We start from the raw sequence: 234 nt of genomic DNA on the forward strand, positions 1-234 counted from the left end.
GCTGGGCGTGTTCGCCCGCCTGGCCGGGGAAGTCCACAAACTGGAGGACTTCTTCTTCGACGACCCGCTGCTGCTGCGCCTGCAGGCCTGGCACGGGCCCTGGTTGGATGGCTTCTTCGTGCTGGTTTCGCGACTCGGCTACCAGTGGGGACTGATCCCGGCCGATACGCTGGTCGTGCTCGCCCTGCTGGCATTGCGCCGCTGGCGCGAGGCGACGTTCTGCCTGCTGGCCTT

At 67.5% G+C, this 234-nt stretch carries 1 protein-coding gene; it reads left to right on the forward strand.

Features of this window, described 5'->3' with window-relative positions:
* Positions 1 to 234, forward strand: a 234-nt coding sequence (locus R0J87_RS24990) for a hypothetical protein (protein WP_498889721.1), incomplete at both ends; no start/stop codon positions are given.

It is taken from the genome of Halomonas sp. SIMBA_159, assembly GCF_046536035.1.
Classification (GTDB): Bacteria; Pseudomonadota; Gammaproteobacteria; order Pseudomonadales; family Halomonadaceae; genus Vreelandella; species Vreelandella venusta_A.